Raw genomic sequence first — 783 nt, 5'->3', positions numbered from 1 at the left:
ACGCTATGAGTCAGAACTGTCCCTGCCACCGGAACAAAGAGAAGATGCTCATACGCTGCTGGCCATGATGACCCAGGCAGAAAGTGAATACCGTAGTGGAAAACAAACTGAAAGGTACCTAAAGGCTAGTAAGCTAAGGTACAATGCCGTCCCTGAAAATATCCGGTGCGGACCCGAAAGAGGGCTCTCAAGGGAGCAGTTTGCCGAGCTTCTTGACGGTTCTTATATCAGGGAATCCAGAAACATCCTGATTACCGGGGCTACAGGAGTTGGTAAAAGCTATGTAGCCTGTGCACTCGGAAGAAACGCCTGTATCCTTGGATTTAGGGTGATATACTTCGGAATGAACAGGTTCCTTGAAACACTTTCCCAAGTAAGAATTGAAGGAGCTTACCTTAAATGGTTAAAACAGCTCAACAGGTATGACTTGCTAATCTTTGATGACTTTGGCCTCAAACCGCTCACCCATGATGGAAGATTAACACTGTTGGATATTTTAGAGGACCGATATAACGGATCGGCAACAATATTCACCTCCCAACTTCCTTTGGACAGGTGGTATGATTACATCAGTGAGCCGACCTTAGCTGATGCGATCATTGACAGACTGTCAGCCAAAGCACATAAAATAGAACTCATAGGAGAGTCTTGGAGAAACAAAAAAATAAAGTAAATTTATCATATCCTTTCAGTGGTAAAAAAAGCTTTTAAGGATTAAGATGCCAGAGAAAAGACTGGTATACTTTGCCGCGGAATGCTGGTATACTTTTGTCGGAATAATCA

General features: G+C 43.4%; 1 protein-coding gene. It reads left to right on the top strand.

Going from position 1 to position 783, the window contains the following annotated elements:
- The coding region (locus Q4534_RS24090; RefSeq protein ID WP_303615716.1) for an ATP-binding protein at positions 1 to 673 on the top strand (673 nt) is incomplete at its 5' end.
- Between the last annotated feature and the right edge of the window lie 110 nt (positions 674 to 783).

This window comes from Cyclobacterium sp. 1_MG-2023 (assembly GCF_030546805.1).
GTDB lineage: Bacteria > Bacteroidota > Bacteroidia > Cytophagales > Cyclobacteriaceae > Cyclobacterium.
Note: the sequence above shows the minus strand (reverse complement) of the source record. Positions and strands in the feature narration are given on the sequence as shown.